The sequence below is a fragment of the Kaustia mangrovi genome (genome assembly GCF_015482775.1).
GTDB classification, from domain to species: Bacteria; Pseudomonadota; Alphaproteobacteria; order Rhizobiales; family Im1; genus Kaustia; species Kaustia mangrovi.
The window spans coordinates 756,614-773,560 of record NZ_CP058214.1 but is presented as its reverse complement, the minus strand read 5'-3'; the positions used below and the strand labels follow the sequence as shown (position 1 = coordinate 773,560).

The following is a 16,947-nucleotide window of genomic DNA, read 5'->3' as shown; positions in this document are numbered from 1 at the left end:
GGAGGGAGGGCCCTACACCCCTCCATCGCCTCCCGATGTCCGGAAGGGATGGGGCACGACTTCCTTCGGCCTGAGCAGATAGTGGCGCACAAGGCTGCCATAGCCCGCGATGAGATAGCGCTCGTTGCGCGCCACCAGATCCTCCCTGAAGCGCCGGTAATAGGCCGGCAGGCGATACCAGGGGGCCTGCGGATTGGCGTGATGGGCGGCGTGCAGGTTGTTGTTGAGATAGAGCAGCGCCATTGCGGGGTTGGTCTCGATGACGGCGGAGCGGGCGTCCACGAGGCGATGGGCGCGATGCTCCGCGAATGAGCGCAGCAGGGTGAGCGCCGTGCCTGGATAGGCGAAGAGCGCGACGTAGCGTCCGATATCCATCCCGCAGACCCCGACGACCCAGACAAGCGTGACGGCAAGGCTCGCCCCGTGCAGGGCCCAGGCCGCCACGATCTCGCGGTTGCGCCCGGTCGCCATGGCATGGAGGTCGGAGGCGACGAAGCGGCAGGCCGCGATGGCGGGGCCCAAAAGCAGCCGGCCGGCGAGCGTGTTGTTCGCTATCATGAGCCAGCGCAGTGGCCTTGCGAGTGCGTGCCACGTCTCCGGCAGGACATACCAGGATTCCGGATCCTCGATCGGGTCGGTGATGAAGGCGTCGCGGTGGTGCATCAGATGAAGCCGCCTGTAGCGGCGATAGGGCACCCACAGGGCGAGCGAGGGGAAGACCAGCGCCTCGTTGAGCGCGCGAGAGCGTGTCGGGTGGCCGTGGACCGCCTCGTGCTGCAGCGAGCCGTGCAGGCCGACGAGATAGGCCCCGACCGGCAGCACGAGCCACCAGGGCAGGGCGTCGGCATGCCAGGTGACGAGCCCGAAGGCGGCATAGACGCCGGCGATCAGCAGCACGGTCGGCCATTCGACGGCGGCGGTTCCGCAAGGTCGTGCGATACGGGCCATGGTGCTGTGTTCCCCCTTTTCTCACGCCGCCGGTGCGGCCGGTGCGGTTGTCTCTTCCCTTCCTGTCTAGGCGGCGGCCGGCGGGGTTTGCGACGGGGGAATGCGCATGATCCGTTTCGTCTTGCACACATCAGGCGCAATTGGTGATAATCATAAACAATGATGCCGATATGCTGCGAATTGTCCCATGGATAAACGCCAAACGGTGGATGTCTTCCGACAGAGGCTCGCCGAGCTGATCGCGCGGACCGGCCTCTCGCGCTCGCGCTTTGCCGCGAGTGCCGGGCTCGACAGGTCGACCCTGTCGCAGCTCCTCTCCGAGAGCGCGGTGCGCCTGCCGCGCGCGGAGACCATCGCCGCGCTCGCCGAGCGCCACAATGTCTCCGTGGACTGGCTTCTGGGGTTGAGCCAGAAGGACAAGGTGGCCGCGGAGATCGTGCCCCAGCTCGAGATCGAGACGGGCGCGGGAAGCCCCGCCGACCAGCGCCTGACGCGCTGGCGCGAGGAGGCGGCGGGCTTCAAGATCCGCCATGTGCCGACCACCATTCCCGATTTCCTCAAGACGCGGGCGGTGATCGGCTACGAATATCTGCGCCGGCCCGGGCCGACGACCGACGAGCGCGAGGAGGACGCCCAGTCGGAGCTTGCCTACAGCCGCCGGCCGGAGACGGATATCGAGGTGTGCAGCGCCTATCAGATGATCGAGGGGTTCGCGCGCGGCGAAGGCATCTGGGCTCGTTTTCCCGCCGCCGACCGGCGCGAGCAACTTGAGCGAATCGCCCGGCTCTCCGACGAGCTCTACCCGACATTCCGCTGGTTCCTCTACGATGGGCTGGAGCACTTCTCCGTGCCCTATACGGTGTTCGGGCCGAAGCGGGCGGCGATCTATATCGGCGACATGTATTTCGTCTTCACCTCCACAGCCCATATCCGCGAGCTCACGCGCCATTTCGATAGTCTCATCCGGCATGCCCGCATCCAGCCGCACGATTGCGCGGCCTATATGGACGGGCTGATCGGCAAGGTGGGGTGAGGGAGCCCGATGGGAATCGCCGCCTTTCCCATGTATGACTGGCCGGAGCTTCGCCGTGCCTATGACGACTGGTGGGCGGGGCTTGCCGGCTGTCTCCGGCGCGCGGGCCTCGACGCGGTGCCGGACCGGCTCACGCGCGGGCGGACCCTTGGGGAGATCTGGGGGGCGGACGATCTGCTCGTGAGCCAGACCTGCGGCTATCCGTTCGTCACGCAATGGCGGTCGCGGCTGAGGCTCGTCGCGACCCCGGCCTATGGCGTGGACGGCTTTGCCGATGGCCGATATTGCAGCCTGGTTCTGGTCCGCGCAGGCAGCGGGGCGGGGAGCCTTGAGGGCCTGCGCGGCGCGGTCGCGGCGATCAACGGGCGGGACTCGCTGTCGGGATACTGGATGCTGAAGGCGGCCTTCGCGCCGTTCGCCCAAGACGGACGGTTCTTCTCGCGCGCCCTCGTGACCGGCAGCCACGCCGCCTCCATCGAGGCGGTGGTGCGGGGGCGAGCCGATCTCTGCGCCGTCGACTGCGTGGCCGCGGCGATCGCATGTCGGCACCGGCCGGCGCTCATGGCGGAGCTTTGCGAGATCGCGCGGTCGTCTCACGCGCCGGGATTGCCCTTTGTCACGAGTGCCGAAGGCGGCGATGATCGCGTGGCGCGGCTTTGCGACGGGCTTCGGGAGGCGATGGCACGGCCCGATCTTGAGGCCGCGCGCGCCGCCTTGTTCCTGACCGGGTTCGTCCGGTTCGCGGAGACGGCCTATGAGGAGGCCGTGGCCGGTCTTGCGCATGGCGGCGGCATGCTCGATCTTTAGCGCGGGCCGGTTTCCGGCAGCTCCCTTCCGCCACACCCACCCACAAACCCACCAAAGCGGGACTCTGGACAGATGATCGATCTCTACACCTGGGGCACGCCCAACGGGCGCAAGGTTTCCATCATGCTCGAGGAGACCGGGCTCGACTACACGACCCATCCGATCCATATCGGCAAGGATGAGCAGTTCGCCCCGGACTTCCTGAAGGTTTCGCCGAACAACAAGATTCCGGCCATCGTGGACAACGAGACCGGCCTCTCGCTCATGGAATCGGGCGCGATCCTCCTCTATCTCGGCCGCAAGACGGGCAAGTTCCTGCCCGCCGGCGAGGGTGAGGACTACTGGCGCGTCATGGAATGGCTCATGTGGCAGATGGGCGGAATCGGCCCGTTCCTCGGCCAGGCGCATCATTTCCTGCATTTCAATCCCGGCAAGGCGCCCTATGCGGAGGAGCGCTACGGCAAGGAGGCGCGCCGGCTCTACGGTGTCCTCGACAAGCGGCTGGAGGCGGCGGGAGACTATGTGGCCGGCGACTATTCCGTCGCCGACATGGCGATCTGGCCGTGGATCGCGCGGTTCGAGTGGCAGGAGATCGACCTCGGCGACTTCCCGCGCGTGAAGGACTGGTATGTCCGCATTGCGGAGCGCGCGGCCGTCCAGCGCGGCTACAAGGTGCCCGACGAGAGCGCCGAGATTCCGATGCCGTAAGGCGGCTCGCTCGTGCACGTCGTCCGTGGCTCTGGGCTCCCGCCTTCGCGGGAGCGAGCGGTGTGGGAGAGCCCACCTGCCCGATATACCGCTCATACCCGCGCAGGCGGGTATCCAGGGCCGGTGCGCACAAGCCTTCGATCCGAGTGCGGCCTGCTCCGGCCACATCGCTCCGGTCATCTCCCGACCGGGAGAGGTGGGAAAGGGATGGTGCTGCTGTTAGACTGGCGCCCATGGACGCGATCGAGCAAAGCATGGCCGTGGACCGGGGGCTCGTCGGCCCCGGCGACCGCTACCGCTTCTGGCGGGCGGAGCGGCACGACGCGCTCGAATGCCTGTCGGCGACGTTCAGCAACCACCGTTATGCACGCCACACCCACGAGACCTTCGTGGTCGGCGTCATCCTGGAGGGCTGCGAGACCTACTATCTGCGCGGCGAGCAGAAATATGCCAGGGCCGGCGATCTGTGCTTCGTCAATCCGGGCGAGGTTCATGACGGCGAGCCTTACGGGGCGAGCTTCACCTACCGCATGACCTATCCGTCCGAGACGTTGATTCGCGAGATCGCGCAGGACGTGCTCGGTGGAGAGGAGGCGAGCGGACAACCCTATTTCCGCGAGCCGCTGGTGCGCGATCCGGAAGGCTATGCCGCCTTCATGCGCGCCCATGGACGGCTCGAGCGCGACGAGGATGCCTTCGGCGGCGAGGAGGCGCTGGTGGAGGCCTATGCGCTGCTGCTGAAGCGCAATGGCGACTGGCGCGGCACGCCCGTCGAGGGCGGTCGCGCGCCGGAGGCCGTCAGGCTGGCGCGCGATTATCTGGAAACCCATTTCGACGGTACGGTCGACCTCGCCGAGCTTGCCGCCGTGGCGGGGCTGAGCCGCTATCACCTGATTCGCGTCTTCCGCCGCCATCTGGGGCTTACCCCGCATGCCTATCTCACCGATGTGCGCGTGCGTGCCGCCCAAGAGAGGCTCAGGCGCGGCGATGCGGCCGCCGACGTCGCCGCGGCCTGCGGCTTTGCCGACCAGAGCCACCTGACGCGCGCCTTCAAGGCCCGTATCGGTGTGCCGCCGGCCGCCTTCGCCCGGCGTTGATCCCGACCCTGCAGGCCATCACGCCCCGTCGAGAGCAATTTCGTTCAAGATCGCGCCTGCGCCCTTCGTCTATCTCCTTCGCCCGACGATCCGTTTCACGCGATGGAGCGAACGATGCGCGAGAGCTGGGCCAGCGAATTCACCCGGGGCGTTGCGACCATATTGCCGGTCGCCATGGCGGTGACGCCGTTCGCGCTGATCTTCGGCGCGCTCGCCGCCCAGAAGGGGCTTTCGCCGCTTGAGGTCGGGCTGATGAGCGGGCTTGTCTTCGCCGGCGCCTCGCAGTTCGTCGCCGTCGATATCTGGCAGCATCCCGCGCCATGGCTGGTGCTCGGCTTCACCGCGCTCACGATCAATCTGCGCCATGTGATGATGGGCGCGTCCATCGCGCGACATATGGGGCGCTTCAGTGCGGCGAGCCGCTATGTCTCGCTCTACTTTCTGGCCGACGAGATCTGGGCGCTGGCGGAGCGGCGGGCGAGCGTCACCACGCTCACGCCGGGCTATTTCCTGGGGCTCGGCGTCACGCTCTATCTGGGCTGGATCGGCCTCACGGTCTCCGGCGCCCTGGCGGGCTCCGCGCTCGGCGATCCGGAGCGCTTCGGCTTCGACTTCGTGTTCACCGCGATCTTCATCGCGCTCATCGTGGGCTTCTGGCGGGGTTACCGCACGGGTGTCATCGTCGCGGCAAGCGCGGCCGTCGCCGCGCTGACCCATCTCCTCGTGCCGGGACCCTGGTATATCCTCGCCGGCGGCCTTGCCGGCATTGCGACGGGCGCGGCGTTCATGGCCGAGGACGTCGAGGAGCAGGCGGCATGACACTCTCCCTGCCAACGCTCCATGCCGTCCTGGCGATGGGGATTGCGACCTACCTCACCCGTATTGCCGGGCTCTGGGTCCTGCGCCACGTGACCCTCACCCCGCGCGTGCGCGCCGGCCTCGATGCGGTGCCGGTGGCGGTGCTCACCGCGGTCATCACGCCGATGGTGTTCATGACCGGGCCGGCGGAGGCGCTCGCCGGCCTCGCCACGGCGCTCGCCGCCTTCCGGCTGCCGATCCTGGCGGTCGTCGCCGTCGGCGTCGTCTCGGTCGTGGGCCTGAGGGCGCTTATCGGCTGATCGGCTCCGTCGCGGCGGTGAGCCAGGCGAGGTCCTCGCCCTCCAGGAGCGGCGCGATGTTCCGGCGCACCTCCGCATGATAGGCATTGAGCCAGGCGAGCTCCCCATCGTCGAGGATCGCGGGCTCCACGAGGCGCCGGTCGATCGGTGTGAAGCTCAGCGTCTCGAAGCCGTGCATGGGCCGCTCGCCGCCCTCGACGGGCTCCGCCTCGGTCACGAGGATCAGGTTCTCGATGCGGATGCCGTAGCGGTCCTCCGCGTAGTAGCCCGGCTCGTTCGACAGGATCATGCCCGGCTCCATCGCCACATGGCCGGCCTTGGAGATGCGCGCAGGCCCCTCGTGCACCGACAGGAAGCTGCCGACGCCGTGGCCCGTGCCGTGGTCGAAGTCGAGCCCCTTCTGCCACAGCGCCATGCGCGCGAGGATGTCGATCTGGGCGCCGGTGGTCCGTGCCGGGAAGCGGATCCGGGCAATCGCGATATGGCCCTTGAGGACGGTAGTGAAGCGGTCGCGCATCTCCACCGTCGGCTCGCCCACGACAATGGTGCGGGTGATGTCGGTGGTGCCGTCGCGGTATTGCGCGCCGGAATCGACGAGATAGATCTCGCCGGGCGCGAGCGGCCTGTTGGAGGCGCGCGAGACCCGGTAATGGGGCAGGGCGGCATGGGGCCCGGAGGCGGAGATGGTGTCGAAGCTGATATCCTCCAGAACACCGGTCTCCGCGCGCAGGGCCTCAAGCGTCTCCGCCGCGGAGATCTCGTCCACATGGCCCAGGGGCGCCTCGCGGTCGAGCCAGGCGAGGAAGCGAGCCATCGCCGCGCCGTCGCGCCGGTGGGCCATGCGCGAGCCCTCGATCTCGACGGCATTCTTGCGCGCCTTGGGAAGGATGCAGGGATCCTGCGCGGCGACGATCTCCGCGCCGGCATCGGCCAGGAGCGTGCGGATCTTCTCCGGCGCGCAGGCCGGATCGACGAGCACCCGTCGGCCGGCCTCGCCGAGCGTGCGGAGCGCCGGCTCGAAGGCTTCCGGCGCGGCGATGTCGACGGTCTGGGCCAGATGGTCGCGAAGCGCCTCGTCGGCCTTCTCCGGCGCGATGAAGAGCGTCGGGCGCCCCTCGCGGGGGAGAATGGCGAAGGCGAGCGCCACGGGCGTGTGCGGAATGTCGTGCCCGCGGATGTTGAAGGCCCAGGCGATGGAATCCGGCAGGGTCAGCACCGCATCGTCCGCGCCGGTCTCCTCAAGGCTTGAAGAGAGCTCGGCGAGTTTGTCCGCAACGGACTTGCCGGCGAACTGCGTCGGGTGCGGCACGGCGGGGGCCGCCGGGCGCGGCGGCTGATCCGTCCAGACCGTGTCGACGGGATTGCTGTCGAGAGCGACGAGCGCCGCGCCCGCCGCCCTGCAGGCCTTGGCGAGGCGGGCGATCTGGTCGCTCGTGTGAAGCCAGGGATCGTAGGAGAGCGTCTGGCCTTCGCGGAGGTTGGCCTTGAGCCATGTGGCTGGCGGCTCGTCTATGAGATGGCAGGGGGTGAAGAGCGCGGTGTCCACCTGTTCGCGCGCCTGGATCGTGTAGCGCCCGTCGATGAAGATCGCCGCGCGGTCGGCGAGCACGACGGCGAGACCGGCCGAGCCGGTGAAGCCCGTCAGCCAGGACAGGCGCTCCGCATAGGCCGCGACATACTCGCCCTGATGCTCGTCGGCGCGCGGGACGAGAAAGCCGTCCACGCCGAGCCGCTCGAGCTCTGCGCGCAGCGCCTTCAGCCGTTCGCCCGTCTGCGCCGTCTCGCCGGCATCCTCGAAGGTCTGGAACATGTCGCACTCTCCGCGTGGGAACCGTCTCTTCCAAGCTCTATCGCATTCAGCGCGGGATGCGAAGACGCGCCGACGGGGAGGGGGCATCATCGTTTTGCCATGGGCCGGTCGTACCGCCGTCACGGTGCCATGCCAGAACGGCATTGCTGCGATGCACAATGATGGGTGGTCGTTCAGCGGAGGCGGACATACATTCCGGTCGAACTTGAGGGACACGGCGCCGGCAAGAGGCGACGACAGACCCCTCCAGAAACGTCCGGAACCGAAGGAGCAGGACAATGGCCTATGTGGGCAATACGCATGCGGAGCATGTGGCCGACAACAGGTGGCTCAACAAGTTCGTTGAGAAATATCATAAGGTTATGGACCGTCTTCAGGAAGCCCGCCTGCATGAGGCGCGGCGCCAGATCGCGCCCTATCTGAGCAATCTCGACGATGAAACGCTCAAGGCGCTGGGCTTCGACCGTAACGAGCTGAAGAGCCGTCTGTGAGGTGAACGGGCTGCAGGGAAGGCAGCCATGCGGGTACGGCATACGGGTCATGTGAGGGTTATGCACGCGGCGCATCGCTGCAATGCAAAAGTCCCTCTAGCCGACCAGACCGGAACCCACATATATACCGACGCAACATGAGTTTCGCGGTTGTCCGGAGACGGCGCCGCACGCTCTTCTTCCTCCCCAGAAGAGCCTTGGGCGTCGGGTTCGGAATACCCGGTCCCGGCGCCCATTTTAACAGTCCGTGTGCAATGGAGAATTGAGATGAGTGTGGCAACCTTTGGAAACGATCGTGCGGTGCGTGGCGGCACTGTCGGCGGTCCGTCCTTCTTCGCGCGCCTGGCGTCGCGGGTGAAGCGCTACGTCGAGCTGAGCCGTGCGGAGCGCGAGCTCGAGGAGCTCGATGACCGCCTCCTGATGGATATCGGCCTGAAGCGGAGCGAGATCCGCCGGATGGTCTGGAACGGCGACAACGCCTGACCGAATTTTGGAGCTCCCTCCCCCTTGGAGCTTCGGCTCCAAGGCGGCCCTCTTTCCCTCCCGGGACTTTCGCGTCGTGAGTATGGCGCAAAGGTTTCGGGCGGGGGAGAGGGCCGTTCCCGTTTCTGGGGGGCGTTTTCCCTCCCGGACTCCAACGGTCCACGCACGCCATTCGAGCATCCGTTGCTTCTCGTCATTCCCGCGAAAGCGGGAATCCAATTGTGTACCCGCGCTATTGCCCTGATGGATTCCCGCTTTCGCGGGAATGACAGCGACAAGAACGGGAATGACAGAGACAAGAACGGGAATGACAGAGACAAGAACGGGAATGACGGCGACAAGAATTCGGGGCAACCCGCCAGCCGGTGCTGGCCGGGGCCGCCTATCCCGCGAGCACCAATGTTGCCCAGCGGTCGATGCGGTAGCGTGTGCGCAGCGCAAGGCCGAGCGCGCGATAGGGACCGAGAACCTGCGCCTCCTGATCGACTGTCAATCCGGACAGGACGAGATGCCCGCCGGGGCCGAGCAGCGCGGCCATGTCGCCGGCGAGCGCGGCGAGCGGGCGGGCGAGAATATTCGCCATGATTAGCCCGTAGGGACCGGCGCCGCGAATGACGGCGTCGTCGAGCCCCGTGGCATGGCGCGCGCGCACGAGCGCGCCGACCCCGTTGATCCGCGCATTCTCCACAGTCTGCTCCACGGCGACCGGGTCGATGTCGCTGGCGATGACCGGGTATTTCGTGGCACGCGCATAGGCGAGCGCCAGCACGCCCGACCCGCAGCCCACATCGAGGGCGGGGGCGGGCGTCTCCCGCTTCAGGATGGCGTCGAGCGCGAGCAGACAGCCGAGCGTGGTGGCATGGTGGCCGGTGCCGAAGGCGAGGCCCGCCTCGATCTCGATGCCGATCCGGCCGGCGGGCCGCTTGTCGCGGTCGTGATGGCCGTGCACGAAGAAGCGCCCGGCCGCCACGGGCTTCAGGTCCTTCAGAGATTCGGCGACCCAGTCGCGCTCGGGCAGGGCATCGAGGGTCCATTCCGCGCCCGCGATCGCACTCTCAAGGGCGCTGTCGGCGGGCGGCGTATCGTAGAGCGCCTCCAGGCGCCAAAGGGTATCGGCCTCGTTCTCCGACAGGAGAGTGACGGCGAGCGGGGCGGGATCGACCGTCTCTTCCAGGAGGGTGGAGAGCGCGCGGGCGCGGTCGAGGGCAAGTCCTGAAACGGTGAGCGTGTGCATGGGCGCCCTTATGGCACCCCGGAGGCAGTTGGGAAAGTCCCGTCAGGCGGCAAGCCCGCTGTCCGTTGCACGGGCGAACTGGCGCGGTGTCACGCCGGCGATCTGGCGGAACCGCGCGGTGAAGTGGCTCTGGCTCGAAAACCCGCAGCAAAGGGCGATCTCCGACAGGGAAAGTCCGCCCGTCGCGATCAGCGTCTTCGCCCGCTCCACGCGCCTGCGCAGCACGTAGTGATGGGGGCTCTCCCCGGTCGACTGCTTGAACATGCGCGCGAAGTGATAGGGGCTCAGGCCCGCGATCGACGCCAGGTCGCGGATGGCGAGCGGCCGGTCGAGATGGGCCTCGACGAACTCCTCGACGCGCCGGCGTACTGCCGGGGCGAGGCCGCCGCGGGCGATCCGGGCCCGGGCCGGGCGCTCGGCGAAACGCGTGGCCAGGTAGGTCAGCATCATCTGCGCGGCCTGGCTGACCGCCAGCCGGTCGCCGGGCTCGTCCCAGTGCAGGGGGATCACGGCTGCGCGGATCACCCCTTCGAGATAGGGATCCTGGAAATAGGTCTCGTCGCGCAGCGCGACGGCGGCGGGATCGGCCTCGAGAACCTCCGCGATGACCCGGTCGAGCGCGGAGCGCGGGAAATAGAGATGGAACATGCTCACAGGGCCTGAGACGTCCCAGTCCGTGGTGAGCGTGTCCGGCATCAGGCACACGCTGCCGGAACCGTTGCTTCGAAGGACGCGGCGGCCGTTCAGGCGGCGGATGCCGTTTCCGCCCTCCACATAGAGGCTCAGCGTGTTGTGGTTCGGTGCGCGGTAGCTCGTGAAGGCGCGTTCGTCGCGTTCCCACAGGGCCGCGGCGATGCCGTCGCCGAACGCGGCCGATGCGCGCAAGGGCACGCCCTCGCGGCTCAGGCAGTCGAAAACGGTATTGCCCTCAAGGTCTGCTGCAGTCATCGCAACGCTCAGGAAACACCGGAAGGGGCGGGTCGGGCAAGCCCCGCCGCATCCCTGGCGGCGCAAATGCCGCAAGATCGTGACATGGGCCGCAAGACGCTGTGAGACCCGCCTGCCGGAGATGGGGCAGAACGGTCGCAATACCGCCCGCCAGAGCGGCATGTCCCGTTTGTACAGATTGTCGGGAGGACCCTGCCGCCCATGACCGCCTTGCTGTTTGCCGTCACCGTGCTCGCATGGGGCTTCACCTGGTTCGCCATCAAGCTGCAGATCGGGCCGGTGCCGATGGAGGTTTCGATCTGCTACCGCTTCGCCATCGCCGCGGCGACGCTGTGGGCCGGACTTGCGCTGACCGGACGGTTGAGGCGGGTACCCCTGCGCGGGCATGTGTGGTTCGCGGTCCTCGGGGTCACGCTGTTCGCGCTCAACTATCTGCTCATCTATCATGCCACGGCCTATGTCACGAGCGGGGTGATCGCGGTCATCTTCTCCGCGGCGAGCGTGTTCAACGCGTTCAACCAGTGGCTCATCATGGGGCGAGCACCGAATGCGCGGGTTCTCATCGGTGCCGGCCTCGGCATAGCCGGCATCGCGCTCCTGTTCGGCAGGGAGATGGCGGCCACGGGCTCCTCCGGTCTCGGTATCGCGCTGGCGCTCGGGGGAACCTATGTCTTCTCGCTCGGCAATGTGGTCTCCACACGGGCGACGGCGGGCGGCACCGACCTGCCCAATGCGGTGGTCCGCTGCATGAGCTGGGGCGCGGCGCTTCTGGCGGTCTATGCCGCGGTCCGCGGCGGCCCCTTCGTGCTCGATGGCTCGCCGGTCTATCTGGCAAGCCTCCTCTATCTCGCCGTGCCGGGCTCGGTGCTCGCCTTCCTCGCCTATCTCTCCCTCGTCGCGCGGGTGGGGGCCGACCGGGCGGCCTATGCCACGGTGCTCTTTCCGGTGGTCGCGCTCACCGTCTCCACGGTCCTGGAGGGCTATGAATGGAGCCCGGGCGCCTTTCTGGGCCTCGGGCTCATCCTTGCGGGCAATATCGCGATATTCGGCAGGTGGCCGCTGCCGGCAAGATCGAATGCCGGCAGATCGAAACCGGTTCGCGGGAGATGATCCGGCCTATTTGAGCAGCTTGTTCTCCGCCATCGCCCAGACATCGTCGAGCCGGCCGTTCAGCACCGCCTTCACGCCGTACATGGCGGTGGAGACGGCCTGGCTCACCTCCACGGTGGGCGGCATGACGAGCTCGAACCGGTTGACCGCGACGTCGAGCAGCGCGGGCCCGTCATGGGCGAGCCAGTCGCGCATGGCGCCGTCGAGATCGTCCGCATTGTCCACATGGAGGCCGTGGAAGCCGCAGGCCTTGGCGACGCCGGCGAAATCGGGATTCTTCAGGTCCGTGAAGGCGTCGAGCATGCCCTCCACCTTCATCTCCATCTCCACGAAGCCGAGCGTGTTGTTGCGGAAGACCAGCAGCTTTACCGGCAGCTCCTCCTGCACGAGCGTCAGGAGGTCGCCCATCAGCATGGTCATGCCGCCGTCGCCGCACATGGCGATTACCTGGCGGCCGGGATAGGCCTTGGCGCAGCCGATAGCCTGGGGGAAGGCGTTCGCCATGGTGCCGTGCAGCAGGCTGGTGAGGAAGCGGCGCTTGCCGTTGGCGCGGATATAGCGCAGGAGCCAGACGAAGGGCGTGCCGCCATCGGCGGTGAAGATCGCGTCGTCATCGGCCAGCTCGCTGAGCGTCTTGGCGACGAACTGCGGGTGGATGAGGTCGGGCGACGGCTCCTTCGTCTGGTCGTCGAGCGCCTTGAGGCTTTTCTCGTGCTCTTTCAGGCACGCCTTGAGGAAGCTGTCGTCGCTGCGCTCCTCCACCATGGGCAGCAGGGCCTCGATCGTGTGCTTGACGTCGCCGACGAGGCCGAGCGTCACCGGCGTGCGCTTGCCGAGGTTCTCCGGCGCGGTATCGATCTGCACGATCTTCGCCTTGTGCGGATAGTACTGCGTCCAGGCGAAATTGGCGCCGAGGCAGATCAGGAGGTCGCAGTTCTCCAGGGCCTCGAAGCCCGACTTGATGCCGATGATGCCGGTCATGGAGACATCGTAGGGATTGTCGTATTCGAGGAATTCCTTGGCGCGCGAGGTGTGGGCGACGGGGGCCTTCAGCCTGGCGGCGAGCGCGACCACCTCGTCATGGGCGTTCCGGCAGCCATAGCCGCCATAGATGGTGATCTTCTTCGCCTCGGCGATCAGGCCGGCGAGCGTTTCGAGCTCGTCGTCTGCGGGGCGCGTCACGGGGTTCGGCCGGGAGACGCGCCAGTGGAGCTCGTCCTCGATGGTCTCCTTGGTGGTGTCGCCATTGACGACGATCACCGCGACGCCGCGCCGGGTGAGGGCGGCCTGCGCCGCCATGGCGGTGATGCGGCGGGCCTGGTCGGGATGCGAGATATATTCGCAGAAGACCGAGCACTGCTCGTAGATCTTGCGCTGGTCGACGGACTGGGGGAAGCCGAGCCCCTCCTGAACGCGGTCGATCTGCGAGGCGATCAGCACGACGGGCGCGCCATTGCGGTGGCTTTCGAAGATGCCGTTGACGAAGTGCAGGCTGCCCGGCCCCGTGGAGCCCGCGCAGACCGTCAGCTCGCCGGTCATGTAGGCTTCCGCGCCGGCCGCGAAACCGCCGACCTCCTCGTGGCGGACATGCACCCATTCCATCTTCTTGCGGCGCATGGCGTCGGTCACATGGTTCAGCGTGTCGCCGACAATGCCGTAACAGCGCTTGGCGCCGGCTTCCTGCAATGTCTCCACGATGACGTCGGCTACGAGTTTCGCCATTGGTACCGTCTCCCTGTCGGTTCGCTCTATGCCGGTTGCGAGGAGCCTATAAGGGCACAGTCGTCCGTCAATTCCATTAACGCCGTGCCGGATTGCGGGCCGAAGGTTCTCGTTCTTGCACTATCGTCGCTCGCCGCGCCCGTAATAGGCCTCCAGCCGTGCCTGCAGCATCTCGAAGCAGATGGACAGGACCCAGTAGATGAGGGCCGCGGTGATCAGCATCTCCAGATGCTTGAACTCCGAGCGCCCCTGGGTGCGCGCGAGGAAGGTCAGCTCCCACACACCGACCACGGAGACGAGCGAGGAGTCCTTCAGCATGGCGATGAACTGGTTTCCCGTCGGCGGCACGATGAGGCGCATCGCCTGGGGCAGCACGATCTTGCGGAAGGTGACGCCGGATTTGAGGCCCAGCGCGCGCGCCGCCTCGTTCTGGCCGGGCGGCACCCCCTGGATACCGGCACGGAAGATCTCCGCCATATAGGCGCCGTAGCAGACCGAGAGGGCGGCGATGCCGGCGGGCACGGGGTCGACCACGAAGCCGAGCTGTGGCAGGCCGAGATAGATCAGGTAGATCTGCATCAGGAGCGGCAGGCCGCGGAAGAAGGAGATGTAGAAGGTCGCCACGCCATAGGCCATGGCGTTGTTCGACATCTTCGCAAGCGCCGCGGCCATGGCGATGGCCGAGGCGATCGCGATGGAAACGAGCGAGATATAGATGGTGGTGAAGGCGCCCTGGGTGATCAGGAAGCCGATCTTGCGGCCGATGAACTCGTAGGACAGGTCGAACGAGTAGAAGAAGGCGAGGAACAGGAACAGGAGCTCCGCCCACACCACCGGCACCTGCGACCATCTGGGCAGCAGGTTCACCACGACGATGTTGAAGGCGATGGCCGTCGTCAGCACCACGGCCATGGCGAACCGCCCCCACAGGCCGCTCTCGGCGGGCGCGCCGAGCGCCGGGCGTAGAAGCTCGCCAATGCCGGTGCCGCGAAGGTCGATCAGGGTGAAGACGGCGACGCCGAAAAGAAAAAGGAGCATCCGCTGGGCGAGCGGATGCTCCAGGACGCTGTCGACCAGCGACGCCGGTGTGGCGGCGTCCGGACCGCCGTCCGGACGCACGCCTGCATTGTCTCGACCGGTCACTGCTTAACCGTTGTCAGATCCGTGCCGTACCATTTCTCCGACAGCGCCTTGAGGGTGCCGTCCTTGTGCATGTCCTTCACGATTTCGGCGATCTTGGCGTCGAATTCCGGATCGCCCTTGTCGGTCGCAACGGCGAGCGGCTCGTAATAGACCGGATCGCCCACGACCTTCATGGGATAGCCGTTCTTGACGGCCTCCTGGATGGTCGGAAGCGCCGACAGTGCGGCGTCGAGCCGGGTGCCGTCGCCGAGCCTGAGATCGTCGAACACATTGGTGTCGGTCTCGTAGGAGCGGATCTCGCCGGGCTCGACCTGATACTCGAAGGGCGGTGCGCCCTCCGCGTCGATCACGAGGTCCTTCTTCAGATAGGCCTCGTAGGTGCAGCCCCCGCACACGCCGATGACCTTGCCGTTGAGCTCGTCGACCGAGGTCACCTTGGAGTCGGTATGAACGGCGAAGGAGGCCGGCGTGTAGTAATAGACGGCGGGAAAGTTGAGCACTTCCGCGCGCGCCTTGGTCGGCGTCATGGAGCCGACCGAGATGTCCCAGCGCCCGTTCCAGTTGCCTGCCGTGATCACCTCCCAGGCGGGCGTGATGATCTTCAGCTCCACGCCGAGGCGCTTGGCGATCTCCTTGGCGACGTCGACGTCGAAGCCGTCCATCTCGTTGTCGTCGTTCAAGAAGGACTGGGGCGGATAGGACGCGTCGGACGACAGGGTGAGTGTCTTGGTGTCCATCACCCGGTCGAGCGTTTCGCCGGCAAAGGACGTGGCCGGCGCGGTCGAGATAAAGGCGGCCGCCAGACCGGCGGCAAGGATGTGTGCAGCTTTCATTATGGCCCTCCCTGGCTCTATGCAGGGATGATCCGCGAAAATGGCTCGCGAGACAAGCACTGCAGCCTGCCGTTGTGGTCTCGCCATCGCCATCGGGCCGCATGCGATGGCTGGCTCGACGAGACGTTCTGCCGGCATATGGCGCGTGAGCCGGCATGCGGTCCCCCGCGGAAAGCCGCCGCCCGGCGGGCAGGGCCCGCCCCGGTTGCAGTCAATCGGTCGTTCTCGACCGGGAAAGCCCGGACTCCGCGTTCACGGTGTCCGCACGGGGACAACCGGCATCGGTCCGCATCCACCAGTCTCCCAGGGCATCGATGAGCGGCACCAGCCCGTGGCCCGCCGGGGTCAGGTCGTACTCGACGCGAAGCGGATAGCCGTCGAACTCGGTGCGCTGGACGATGCCCGCATCCTCCAGCTTGCGGAGCTCCAGCGCCAGCATCTTGTGCGAGATCGACGGGTTGTCCCGGCGCAGGTCGCTGAACCGCTTGGTGCCATCCTTCAGATAATAGAGGAGCAGGGTCGGCCAGCGGCCGCTGAGAACCTGCATCACCTCTTCGATCGGGCAGCGGGAGACAAGATCTTTCATGGGCTGCTCATGGTTACAAAAAGGTGCGTAATTTACCTGGAGCCGCGATCCGCTAATGTCCAGTTTCGCTGCGCAGCGTGATCACCAGAAATCACGGAGAACCAATCATGGAACCCATCCTACTCTACGGCGTCCCGCTGGGAAGCTCCATGGGCCTTGTCGCGGCCCTGGAATGGCTCGGCAAACCCTACCGGCTCTGCCGCGTCGACATGCTGGGCGAGATGCGCGAGCCGGCCTACAGGCGGATCAATCCGCGCGTCGAGACGCCCGCCTTCATTACCGACAGGGGCGATGTGCTGACCGAAACGATGGCGATCGCGGCATGGCTCGAAGCGCGCGATTCAGACCGGCGGATCAGCTTCGATCCGCTTTCGCGGGAGGCCGACCGGATGCACCGGTTGATGGCGTTCATCAATACGGGGTTCACCGGCGCGTTCAGCCCGATCTGGGCGGCCATGGAAATGGACCCGCCCAATCCGGCGATGGAGTCGGCCTTGCGGGACTGGGGGCGCGCAGCCGTGCTCGAACGCCATGACAGGATCGAGGAGATGATCGGGGACGGCCCGTTCCTGGTCGCCGACCGGCCCACCCTGGCGGATGGCCTGCTCATTGGCGTCGCGCGCTGGCTGGATTTCCACGAGGTCGCCGACAGGAGCCACTGGCCGAAACTGTCCGCGGTTCGCGCGCGCCTGGAGGCGGACCCGGCCGTCGCCTACGCGACCGCGCTGGAAAGCGGCGAGACGGATCTGCCGGGGCGGGGATGTACGGGCCATCTGGCGCTCGCCGATGTGATCGGCGAGTTCGGCGGGTGACATGGTCGGGTGCGGGCGGGGCACGCTCGCGCCCGCCCGCGCCTGCAATGTCTTGCCATGGGCG

18 protein-coding genes are annotated in these 16,947 nt (G+C 67.0%); 10 read left to right on the top strand and 8 right to left on the bottom strand.

Going from position 1 to position 16,947, the window contains the following annotated elements; all coding sequences use genetic code 11:
• Positions 1 to 12: 12 nt before the first annotated feature.
• The gene (locus tag HW532_RS03675; RefSeq protein ID WP_213163120.1) at positions 13 to 948 is read right to left on the bottom strand and encodes a fatty acid desaturase; all 936 of its coding nucleotides are present in this window, start codon (positions 946 to 948) and stop codon (positions 13 to 15) included.
• Positions 949 to 1,135: 187 nt separating this feature from the next.
• On the opposite strand from HW532_RS03675, the gene HW532_RS03670 reads away from it, so the two are divergent.
• The 6 genes from HW532_RS03670 to HW532_RS03645 all read left to right on the top strand — a co-directional run bounded on the left by HW532_RS03670 (position 1,136) and on the right by HW532_RS03645 (position 5,711).
• Positions 1,136 to 1,981 (top strand): helix-turn-helix domain-containing protein, encoded by an 846-nt coding sequence (locus tag HW532_RS03670; RefSeq protein WP_213163119.1) that lies wholly within the window; start codon positions 1,136 to 1,138, stop codon positions 1,979 to 1,981.
• A 9-nt stretch (positions 1,982 to 1,990) separates the two neighbouring features.
• Positions 1,991 to 2,788: a phosphate/phosphite/phosphonate ABC transporter substrate-binding protein gene (locus tag HW532_RS03665; protein WP_213163118.1), complete on the top strand. Its 798-nt coding sequence runs from the start codon at positions 1,991 to 1,993 to the stop codon at positions 2,786 to 2,788.
• Between the two features lie 72 nt (positions 2,789 to 2,860).
• Complete coding sequence (locus HW532_RS03660) at positions 2,861 to 3,496, top strand: glutathione S-transferase family protein (RefSeq protein WP_213163117.1); 636 nt, start codon at positions 2,861 to 2,863, stop codon at positions 3,494 to 3,496.
• Positions 3,497 to 3,729: 233 nt separating this feature from the next.
• Positions 3,730 to 4,593, top strand: coding sequence for an AraC family transcriptional regulator (locus HW532_RS03655; RefSeq protein WP_213163116.1), 864 nt, complete (start codon positions 3,730 to 3,732; stop codon positions 4,591 to 4,593).
• 114 nt (positions 4,594 to 4,707) lie between these two features.
• Complete coding sequence (locus tag HW532_RS03650; RefSeq protein ID WP_213163115.1) at positions 4,708 to 5,412, top strand: AzlC family ABC transporter permease; 705 nt, start codon at positions 4,708 to 4,710, stop codon at positions 5,410 to 5,412.
• The gene (locus HW532_RS03645; protein ID WP_213163114.1) at positions 5,409 to 5,711 is read left to right on the top strand and encodes an AzlD family protein; all 303 of its coding nucleotides are present in this window, start codon (positions 5,409 to 5,411) and stop codon (positions 5,709 to 5,711) included. Before HW532_RS03650 ends, HW532_RS03645 begins: the two co-directional genes overlap by 4 nt.
• On the opposite strand, the gene HW532_RS03640 is transcribed toward HW532_RS03645, so the two are convergent.
• The gene (locus HW532_RS03640) at positions 5,701 to 7,521 is read right to left on the bottom strand and encodes an aminopeptidase P family protein (protein ID WP_213163113.1); all 1,821 of its coding nucleotides are present in this window, start codon (positions 7,519 to 7,521) and stop codon (positions 5,701 to 5,703) included. The two genes, HW532_RS03645 and HW532_RS03640, sit on opposite strands and share 11 nt — an antisense overlap.
• A gap of 278 nt (positions 7,522 to 7,799) precedes the next feature.
• Here HW532_RS03640 and HW532_RS03635 point away from each other — a divergent pair, with 278 nt between their 5' ends.
• Together HW532_RS03635 and HW532_RS03630 are read left to right on the top strand one after the other, a co-directional pair.
• The gene (locus HW532_RS03635; RefSeq protein WP_213163112.1) at positions 7,800 to 8,012 is read left to right on the top strand and encodes a hypothetical protein; all 213 of its coding nucleotides are present in this window, start codon (positions 7,800 to 7,802) and stop codon (positions 8,010 to 8,012) included.
• A 267-nt stretch (positions 8,013 to 8,279) separates the two neighbouring features.
• On the top strand, positions 8,280 to 8,495 hold the full coding sequence (locus HW532_RS03630) for a DUF1127 domain-containing protein (protein ID WP_213163111.1): 216 nt from the start codon (positions 8,280 to 8,282) through the stop codon (positions 8,493 to 8,495).
• 382 nt (positions 8,496 to 8,877) lie between these two features.
• On the opposite strand, the gene HW532_RS03625 is transcribed toward HW532_RS03630, so the two are convergent.
• Together HW532_RS03625 and HW532_RS03620 are read right to left on the bottom strand one after the other, a co-directional pair.
• The gene (locus tag HW532_RS03625) at positions 8,878 to 9,729 is read right to left on the bottom strand and encodes a 50S ribosomal protein L11 methyltransferase (protein WP_213163110.1); all 852 of its coding nucleotides are present in this window, start codon (positions 9,727 to 9,729) and stop codon (positions 8,878 to 8,880) included.
• A 42-nt stretch (positions 9,730 to 9,771) separates the two neighbouring features.
• Positions 9,772 to 10,677 carry a helix-turn-helix transcriptional regulator gene (locus HW532_RS03620; protein ID WP_213163109.1) on the bottom strand — a complete coding sequence of 302 codons (906 nt, stop codon included), beginning with the start codon at positions 10,675 to 10,677 and terminating at the stop codon, positions 9,772 to 9,774.
• A 201-nt stretch (positions 10,678 to 10,878) separates the two neighbouring features.
• Between HW532_RS03620 and HW532_RS03615 the strand changes: the two genes are divergently transcribed.
• The gene (locus HW532_RS03615) at positions 10,879 to 11,787 is read left to right on the top strand and encodes a DMT family transporter (RefSeq protein WP_213163108.1); all 909 of its coding nucleotides are present in this window, start codon (positions 10,879 to 10,881) and stop codon (positions 11,785 to 11,787) included.
• Between the two features lie 6 nt (positions 11,788 to 11,793).
• Here HW532_RS03615 and HW532_RS03610 read toward each other — a convergent pair whose 3' ends face one another.
• From HW532_RS03610 to HW532_RS03595, 4 genes are all read right to left on the bottom strand, one after another.
• Positions 11,794 to 13,509 (bottom strand): thiamine pyrophosphate-dependent enzyme, encoded by a 1,716-nt coding sequence (locus tag HW532_RS03610; RefSeq protein ID WP_213163107.1) that lies wholly within the window; start codon positions 13,507 to 13,509, stop codon positions 11,794 to 11,796.
• A gap of 120 nt (positions 13,510 to 13,629) precedes the next feature.
• Positions 13,630 to 14,652 carry an amino acid ABC transporter permease gene (locus tag HW532_RS03605; RefSeq protein ID WP_425491923.1) on the bottom strand — a complete coding sequence of 341 codons (1,023 nt, stop codon included), beginning with the start codon at positions 14,650 to 14,652 and terminating at the stop codon, positions 13,630 to 13,632.
• Positions 14,649 to 15,485, bottom strand: coding sequence for a transporter substrate-binding domain-containing protein (locus tag HW532_RS03600; protein WP_213163106.1), 837 nt, complete (start codon positions 15,483 to 15,485; stop codon positions 14,649 to 14,651). Before HW532_RS03600 ends, HW532_RS03605 begins: the two co-directional genes overlap by 4 nt.
• Before the next feature lie 211 nt (positions 15,486 to 15,696).
• Positions 15,697 to 16,071 carry a winged helix-turn-helix transcriptional regulator gene (locus HW532_RS03595; RefSeq protein ID WP_246479506.1) on the bottom strand — a complete coding sequence of 125 codons (375 nt, stop codon included), beginning with the start codon at positions 16,069 to 16,071 and terminating at the stop codon, positions 15,697 to 15,699.
• Between the two features lie 107 nt (positions 16,072 to 16,178).
• On the opposite strand from HW532_RS03595, the gene HW532_RS03590 reads away from it, so the two are divergent.
• Positions 16,179 to 16,883 carry a glutathione S-transferase family protein gene (locus HW532_RS03590; protein WP_213163105.1) on the top strand — a complete coding sequence of 235 codons (705 nt, stop codon included), beginning with the start codon at positions 16,179 to 16,181 and terminating at the stop codon, positions 16,881 to 16,883.
• Positions 16,884 to 16,947: the final 64 nt, after the last annotated feature.

Excerpts from the sequence above, each read along its gene's own strand:
- HW532_RS03675 (WP_213163120.1), bottom strand. The coding sequence starts at position 948 with ATGGCCCGTATCGCACGACCTTGCGGAACCGCCGCCGTCGAATGGCCG.
- HW532_RS03670 (WP_213163119.1), top strand. The coding sequence starts at position 1,136 with ATGGATAAACGCCAAACGGTGGATGTCTTCCGACAGAGGCTCGCCGAG.
- HW532_RS03665 (WP_213163118.1), top strand. The coding sequence starts at position 1,991 with ATGGGAATCGCCGCCTTTCCCATGTATGACTGGCCGGAGCTTCGCCGT.
- HW532_RS03660 (WP_213163117.1), top strand. The coding sequence starts at position 2,861 with ATGATCGATCTCTACACCTGGGGCACGCCCAACGGGCGCAAGGTTTCC.
- HW532_RS03655 (WP_213163116.1), top strand. The coding sequence starts at position 3,730 with ATGGACGCGATCGAGCAAAGCATGGCCGTGGACCGGGGGCTCGTCGGC.
- HW532_RS03650 (WP_213163115.1), top strand. The coding sequence starts at position 4,708 with ATGCGCGAGAGCTGGGCCAGCGAATTCACCCGGGGCGTTGCGACCATA.
- HW532_RS03645 (WP_213163114.1), top strand. The coding sequence starts at position 5,409 with ATGACACTCTCCCTGCCAACGCTCCATGCCGTCCTGGCGATGGGGATT.
- HW532_RS03640 (WP_213163113.1), bottom strand. The coding sequence starts at position 7,521 with ATGTTCCAGACCTTCGAGGATGCCGGCGAGACGGCGCAGACGGGCGAA.
- HW532_RS03635 (WP_213163112.1), top strand. The coding sequence starts at position 7,800 with ATGGCCTATGTGGGCAATACGCATGCGGAGCATGTGGCCGACAACAGG.
- HW532_RS03630 (WP_213163111.1), top strand. The coding sequence starts at position 8,280 with ATGAGTGTGGCAACCTTTGGAAACGATCGTGCGGTGCGTGGCGGCACT.
- HW532_RS03625 (WP_213163110.1), bottom strand. The coding sequence starts at position 9,729 with ATGCACACGCTCACCGTTTCAGGACTTGCCCTCGACCGCGCCCGCGCG.
- HW532_RS03620 (WP_213163109.1), bottom strand. The coding sequence starts at position 10,677 with ATGACTGCAGCAGACCTTGAGGGCAATACCGTTTTCGACTGCCTGAGC.
- HW532_RS03615 (WP_213163108.1), top strand. The coding sequence starts at position 10,879 with ATGACCGCCTTGCTGTTTGCCGTCACCGTGCTCGCATGGGGCTTCACC.
- HW532_RS03610 (WP_213163107.1), bottom strand. The coding sequence starts at position 13,509 with ATGGCGAAACTCGTAGCCGACGTCATCGTGGAGACATTGCAGGAAGCC.
- HW532_RS03600 (WP_213163106.1), bottom strand. The coding sequence starts at position 15,485 with ATGAAAGCTGCACACATCCTTGCCGCCGGTCTGGCGGCCGCCTTTATC.
- HW532_RS03595 (WP_246479506.1), bottom strand. The coding sequence starts at position 16,071 with ATGAAAGATCTTGTCTCCCGCTGCCCGATCGAAGAGGTGATGCAGGTT.
- HW532_RS03590 (WP_213163105.1), top strand. The coding sequence starts at position 16,179 with ATGGAACCCATCCTACTCTACGGCGTCCCGCTGGGAAGCTCCATGGGC.